General features: G+C 59.6%; 5 protein-coding genes. 2 read left to right on the top strand and 3 right to left on the bottom strand.

Translation table 11 applies throughout. From position 1 onward, the window contains the following. The first annotated feature begins 398 nt into the window (after positions 1-398). Positions 399-929, top strand: coding sequence for an ATP-dependent protease subunit HslV (gene hslV, locus ACESMW_RS17990; RefSeq protein WP_092005633.1), 531 nt, complete (start codon positions 399-401; stop codon positions 927-929). Positions 930-941: 12 nt separating this feature from the next. Then, on the top strand, positions 942-2,273 hold the full coding sequence (hslU, locus tag ACESMW_RS17985; RefSeq protein WP_372988355.1) for an ATP-dependent protease ATPase subunit HslU: 1,332 nt from the start codon (positions 942-944) through the stop codon (positions 2,271-2,273). A 116-nt stretch (positions 2,274-2,389) separates the two neighbouring features. Here hslU and ACESMW_RS17980 read toward each other — a convergent pair whose 3' ends face one another. From ACESMW_RS17980 to ACESMW_RS17970, 3 genes are all read right to left on the bottom strand, one after another. Next, a complete protein-coding gene (locus tag ACESMW_RS17980; protein WP_372988354.1) occupies positions 2,390-3,631 on the bottom strand; it encodes a patatin-like phospholipase family protein in 1,242 nt (413 codons plus the stop codon). A 103-nt stretch (positions 3,632-3,734) separates the two neighbouring features. Further along, positions 3,735-6,041 carry a phosphoenolpyruvate--protein phosphotransferase gene (gene ptsP, locus ACESMW_RS17975; protein ID WP_372988353.1) on the bottom strand — a complete coding sequence of 769 codons (2,307 nt, stop codon included), beginning with the start codon at positions 6,039-6,041 and terminating at the stop codon, positions 3,735-3,737. A 15-nt stretch (positions 6,042-6,056) separates the two neighbouring features. Continuing rightward, positions 6,057-6,587 (bottom strand): RNA pyrophosphohydrolase, encoded by a 531-nt coding sequence (locus tag ACESMW_RS17970; RefSeq protein ID WP_372988352.1) that lies wholly within the window; start codon positions 6,585-6,587, stop codon positions 6,057-6,059. Positions 6,588-6,793 lie beyond the last annotated feature (206 nt).

The following is a 6,793-nucleotide window of genomic DNA, read 5'->3' as shown; positions in this document are numbered from 1 at the left end:
GGTCCGCTCCGCTCCGCCATCCAGGGCTCCGCAGGGTTTCGGAATCACATCCCCGAAAGGCGCCCATAATTCTGCTGCTCCTCGAAATCACCGCGGCCTACTCATCAGCTTGGGGCCGGGTTCGGTATGCAGCCATCCAAAACTGTGCGGAGCCAAGGATGGCGGAGCTCAAGCGCCACATGGGTGAGGCCGAGCGTTTATGAAGCGAAGCTTCATGCGACAGCCGAACGACCGCAATCTGTGATTGCGGGCTGGACCCCGCAGGGGTGCCGCAAGGAGCGTGTTTTAGATGGCTGCATACCGAACCCGGTCTTCCACCGAAACTCAGACTCTTGAATTCTCCGCCACTGCCTCCATTACTTCGGAATACCAATTTCAAACAGGCAATTGGAGCCCCAATGACTACCATTCTCTCTGTCCGGCGAGACGACGAAGTCGCCATGGGAGGCGACGGCCAGGTTTCCCTCGGCAACACCGTGATGAAAGGCAACGCCCGCAAGGTACGCCGCCTCTACAACGGCCAGGTGATTGCCGGCTTTGCCGGAGGAACCGCGGACGCCTTCACCCTGTTCGAGCGGTTCGAAGCACAACTGGAAAAACACCAGGGCAACCTGACCCGGGCTGCAGTTGAACTGGCCAAGGACTGGCGAACAGACCGGGCCCTGAGGAAGCTTGAGGCCCTGCTGGCCGTTGCGGACAAGACCGCCTCCCTGATCATTACCGGCAATGGTGACGTCATCGAGCCCGAGCAGGGCCTGATCGCCATCGGTTCCGGCGGCCCCTTCGCCCAGGCGTCGGCCCGTGCACTGCTTGAGAATACCGAGCTTTCCGCCCATGAGATTGTGGAAAAAGGCCTGGATATCGCGGCCGACATCTGTATCTACACCAACCACAATCGCACCGTCGAAGTGCTACCCACCAAAGATTGATCCGGAGCGACCATGTCTGCAATGACTCCCCGAGAGATTGTCCACGAACTCAACAAACACATCGTGGGCCAGGAAGAAGCCAAACGCGCCGTGGCCATCGCGCTGCGTAACCGCTGGCGCCGGATGCAGCTGGATAGCAGCCTGCGGGACGAGATTACCCCCAAGAACATCCTGATGATCGGGCCCACCGGTGTCGGCAAGACTGAAATTGCCCGCCGCCTGGCCAAGCTGGCCGATGCGCCGTTCCTGAAGGTGGAAGCTACCAAGTTCACCGAAGTGGGCTACGTCGGCCGGGATGTGGAGTCTATTGTCCGGGACCTGGCGGACATGGCGGTGAAAATGTTGCGCGAGAAGGAAATGAAGCGCCACGAAAGCCGTGCCCTGGATGCTGCCGAGGAACGGATCCTGGATGCCCTGCTGCCGCCAGCTCGGGATTTCAACGAAGAGAGCCAGCGGGCCAGCAATGACTCTTCCACCCGCCAGCTGTTCCGCAAGAAACTGCGGGAAGGTGAACTCGATGACAAGGAGATCGAGATCGACCTGCGCAGCGCTGGTGCCGGCGTCGAAATCATGGCGCCTCCTGGCATGGAGGAGATGACCAATCAGCTGCAGAGCATGTTCTCCAACCTGTCTTCCGACAAGCGCAAGACCCGCAAGATGAAGGTGGCCGATGCCCTGAAACAGGTCAAGGACGAGGAAGCCGCCAAGCTGGTCAACGAGGAAGAGATCAAGCAAAAGGCCATTCAGGCGGTGGAACAGAATGGCATCGTGTTTCTCGATGAGATCGACAAGGTGGCCAAGCGCTCGGAAAACACCTCCTCCGACGTTTCCCGGGAAGGGGTACAGCGGGACCTGCTGCCGCTGATCGAAGGCAGCACCGTGAGCACCAAGTACGGCTCGGTTCGCACCGATCATATCCTGTTCATCGCCTCCGGCGCCTTCCACCTGTCCAAGCCGTCGGACCTGATTCCGGAGCTGCAGGGCCGCCTGCCCATCCGGGTTGAGCTGCAAGCCCTCACCCCGGATGACTTCAAGCGGATCCTCACGGAGCCGGATGCATCACTGGTTCAGCAGTATGAAGCGCTGATGGCGACTGAAGGGGTAAAGCTGACCTTTGGTGAGGATGCCATTGCACGGATTGCGGAGGTGGCCTGGAAGGTCAACGAGACCACCGAGAATATTGGCGCCCGCCGTCTGCATACGGTGCTTGAGCGGTTGCTGGAGAGCCTCTCGTACGATGCCGGTGACCAGGTGACCGAGAGCTTTGAGGTGACTGCCGAGTATGTGGACGAGAAGCTTGGAGAGTTGTCGGAGGACGAGGACCTGAGCCGGTATATCCTCTGACGTGAACATGGGGTCAGATGAAAGCTTTCATCAGACCCCGGTCTGGACATCAGCTCCGAGCTCTTGCGGAACCCCGGGTCAGATGAAAACCTTCATCTGACCCCTTTTTTATTCAGTTACTGCGCCCTGGAAAACAGATGCGTCACGTTCTCCAGCCCGGCCGCAATTTTCCCCTTCTCCGACTGCCTCTTCCTGCCCTTAGCCACATACAGCGGCAACATCTCGCCGTACAGGCTGGTACTGATGGTCCTCTGCTCGTCCTCGAGGCGATCCCGGCGCAGCTTGATACCATAACGGGCCAGTTTCGGCTCCAGTTCATCGGCCCGGTTGAGCAGATCGCGGCGGGTCATCTGGTAGGCGTGCTCGCACACCATCCGGCGGCTCTGGAAACTGAACACGTTGGAGAAAAACAGCTTGGCATCGTCCCGGGTCGGCTCGAACAGGAGAATTTCCTTGTCCGGATAGTCCCGGGCGTACTGGGCGATGCCGGATTGCATGCGGGAATACACCATGGTCCGTAGGGTCTGGGACAGCAGGTTGGGCATTCCGGAGCGGGTGAGTTCGCCGGGCTTCATGGTGCCAGCCCGCACGGCGGCGCTGGCGTCGATGGGTACCTGGGGGTTTACCGCGAACACCACATCGGCGCCGTCCTCGAAGGCAACCGAGGCATGCAGGCCTTTGCGCAGGGTGCCATCAACGTAGTAACGGCCGTCAATTTCCACCGGCACGTAGAGCCCCGGCGATGAGGTGCTGGCCTGGATGGCCCTGGAAATCGGGACATGGTCAAACCCGGGCGCCCCGAAACACACCGCTTCGGTGCTTTCCACATCGGCAGCCACGACATAGAGGCTGCGTTTCAGTTCCCGGAAATCGTTGGTGCGCCCGAGCATGGTGAAGGCGCGCTTGAGGTAGTCGTGCAGTCCTTCGTTGTCGAACAGGCCGGCCGGGGCCGCCTGGGCGAGGATGGTCAGCGCCTCAAGGAAACTCTGATCGTAGGGGTTATTGATGAACCGGCTGACGGCAGTAGACATCAGCCCCGGTACCGCCAGCAAACGACTGCCGATCTCCCGGAATGCCGGCCGATAAAAGACCTCCGGATGAAACGGATGCACCTCGGCCTCATTCCGCACAAAAATCCGGCACAACTGCGCCGTGGTCATCTGGTTCGCCAGATTGGCGGCGACAAAAGAACCGGCGTTGACGCCTACATAAACGTCGATATTGTTGAAGTCCAGACCGTCCAGCGCCTCATCCAGTGCCCTGAGCGCACCGATCTCGTAAATGCCGCCCAGCGGACCACCGCCACCAAGGGCGAGGCCTATTCTGGGTTTCGGTTTGAGTTCTGTTGAGGCACTCATAGTCAGTCAATCTCCGGACCGTAGCGTTGTCGGTATCCCTTGGCCACAACATAACAGTCGAATTTAGAAAACACACCCTATATTCCCCGGGCGGGGCCGGGTGTCAGGAAACGGCCTGTTCGGAGAAGGCCATGGAGGAGCTGCGGCCGGGGCGCAGGTAACGGCCGAAGCCGGCGTTCCGCAGTGCCAGATCCACGCAACTCTTGATGACATGGGGAGAATCGAGCAGCAGGACATCTTCCAGAAGCTGTATCGCCCACTCACGGCTGATACTCCGGATAACCGACTTTACCTTGGGCAGGCTGGCCGCGTTCATGGACAGGGAGTCGTAACCCATGGCCATCAGCAGCAGCGCTCCGCCTGGATCGCCCGCCAGCTCGCCACAAATGCCCACCGGTTTACCGACCGCGTGGGCGTCCTGGGCAATCCGCACCAGGGCCTGCAGTACCGCCGGATGATAGGAATGATACAGTTGCGCGACTCTCGGGTTGTTGCGGTCCACCGCCAGCAGGTATTGGGTCAGATCGTTGGAGCCCACGGACAGGAAATCCACCCGGTCTGCCAGCTCACGGATCTGGTAAACCGCCGCCGGAACTTCCACCATGACGCCGACCTTCGGCATATGGATGTCATAGCCCTCTTCCCTCACCTCGTGATAGACCCGGTAGATCAGGTGCAGGGATTCCTCGACTTCCGAGATATTGCTGATCATGGGCAACATGATCTGCAGATTGTTCAGCCCTTCACTGGCCTTGAGCATGGCCCGGACCTGAACCAGGAAAATCTCCGGATGATCCAGTGTGACCCGGATGCCGCGCCAGCCAAGGAACGGGTTTTCCTCATTGATCGGAAAATAGGTCAGCGCCTTGTCACCACCGATGTCCAGAGTGCGCATGGTGACCGGATTGGGGGCGAATGCTTCCAGCTGTTCCCGGTAGTACTCCCGCTGTTCCTGCTCGGAGGGAAAGCGGTCCTTGATCATGAACGGCACTTCAGTGCGGTACAGGCCGATACCTTCGGCGCCATGGGAGAGGGAACGCACCACATCGGTCATCAGGCCGGTATTCACCAACAGTGATACCCGATGGCCGTCGGTGGTCTCACAGGGCTTGTCACGAAGCGCCTCAAGCCCCCGGAACAGCTCATCCTCTTCGTCGCAGATGGCCTGGTAGAAGGATCGGAGATCCTGTGACGGAGAGGCGAAGATCTGACCTTCAAAGCCATCAACAATCAGCTCCTTGCCATCAAGCTGGTTGACCGGAATATCCACTAGACCCATGACGGTGGGCACACCCATGGCCCGGGCCAGGATCGCCACATGGGAGTTGCTGGAGCCCTTGACCGAAACCAGGCCCACCAGCTGCCCCTTGGGCACTTCCCCGAGCATGGCGGGGGTCAGCTCCTCGCTGACCAGTACCGTCTTCTCGGGGTAGACCAGGTGTTTCTGCTCGCCTTCCTGCAAATGGGACAGCAGGCGCCGGCCGAGATCGCGGATGTCCACCGCCCGCTCCTGCAGGTAGTGATCATCCATCATCTCGAAGTGACGGATATACTGCTGCACCACCTGCTTCAGGGCGCCCTGGGCCCAGATACCGTCAGCAATCTTGTTGGCCACTTCGCCGGGCAAGGCCTCATCCCCCAGCATACGAAGATAGACATCGAACAGCGCCTGTTCTTCCGGGCGGAGCTGGCTGGCCAGTCGCTTCGCCACGCGTTCGATATCTTCCCGAACCGCCTTGACCGCGGCCTTGAACAGCTTCAGCTCACCGTCGATATCTTCCGTTGGCTTTTCCGGAACCACATCAAGGTCGGCCGCCGGATAGACCACTACACCAGAGCCAATCGCGACACCAGGGGCACCGGGCACACCGTTGAAGCTGACATCCCGGGCCTCTTCGCCGGTCAGGGACAGGCCACTGATTGCACCAGTCGCCTCACTGTGGGCGATAACCCCGGCCAGCTGGGCGGAGACCGTCACCAGGAAGGCTTCTTCACCCTCGTCAAAACACCGGGAGCTTTCCCGCTGCTGAACAACGAGCACACCAAGGACCCGGCGATGGTGAATGATGGGAACCCCCAGGAAGGAACGGAAACGCTCCTCACCGGTCTCCGGGAAATAGCGGTAACGGGGATGGGACGGAGCGTCTTCCAGGTTGATGGGCTCCTCGCGGGAGCCCACCAGACCGACCAGACCCTCCGAGTAACCCAGGCTCACCTGACCAACCGCCTTGCGGTAGAGGCCCTCGGTAGCCATCAGGATATAGCGGTTGGTGGCGGGGTCGAGCAGATAGACGGAACAGACCTCGGTGTTCATGGCCTTTTGCACCCGCGATACAATGATATCCAGCGCCTCCTGCAGATCGCGGGCGCTGTTTACCTCTTGTACAAGACTTCGCAGTATGCTCAGCATGGCAGGGTCATTCCGTCATCTTGAGTGATCCTTCAAGCGCCGGTTCTGCTCGGCTTTCCGCCACTGTTCCATGTTATAGAACAGTCGTGGAGCCAGCTCCCGCAGCGCACGTCTGTATACTTCTCGTTTGAATGAAACCACCTGGCCCAGCGGGTACCAGTAGCTAACCCACTGCCACCCGTCGAATTCCGGTGAATCCGTGCCGTCCACACATACTTGCGCGTCCGGCGATAACATCCTCAGCAGGAACCATTTCTGTTTTTGGCCCACACATACAGGGTGTGAGTTATGGCGCACCATCCTCCTTGGAAGACGGTACCTGAGCCAGCCCCGGGTACAGCTGATGATTTCCACATCGCTGGCAGTGAGGCCGATTTCCTCTCCAAGCTCCCGGTAAAGCGCATCCTCCGGTGATTCGTCGTGCTTGATACCACCTTGGGGAAACTGCCAGGAGTCCTGACCTATTCGCCTTGCCCAGAGAACCTCGCCCCTGTGGTTGGCCAGAATGATTCCGACATTGGGTCTGAAACCGTCTGAATCGATCACGGCACAGTCCTCGTTAAAGTCGGCCGCCGGTCAATTTCTGACCGGCGAGAATTGTCCAAGTTGCTCTCATTCTTACAGAATCCCAAGGGTTCGGCAAACGGAGCCGATGCCGACAGGTCATGGTAGACTGTGAGCCTTCCTGAAAGCCCTTGTAACAGCGGAGGACACCCTTTGACGCTCGCACTTTTTGATCTGGACAACACCCT

It is taken from the genome of Marinobacter sp., from assembly GCF_041690455.1.
GTDB lineage: Bacteria > Pseudomonadota > Gammaproteobacteria > Pseudomonadales > Oleiphilaceae > Marinobacter.
The sequence above is the reverse complement of the archived record's forward strand: the minus strand, read 5'-3'. Positions and strand labels throughout refer to the sequence as shown.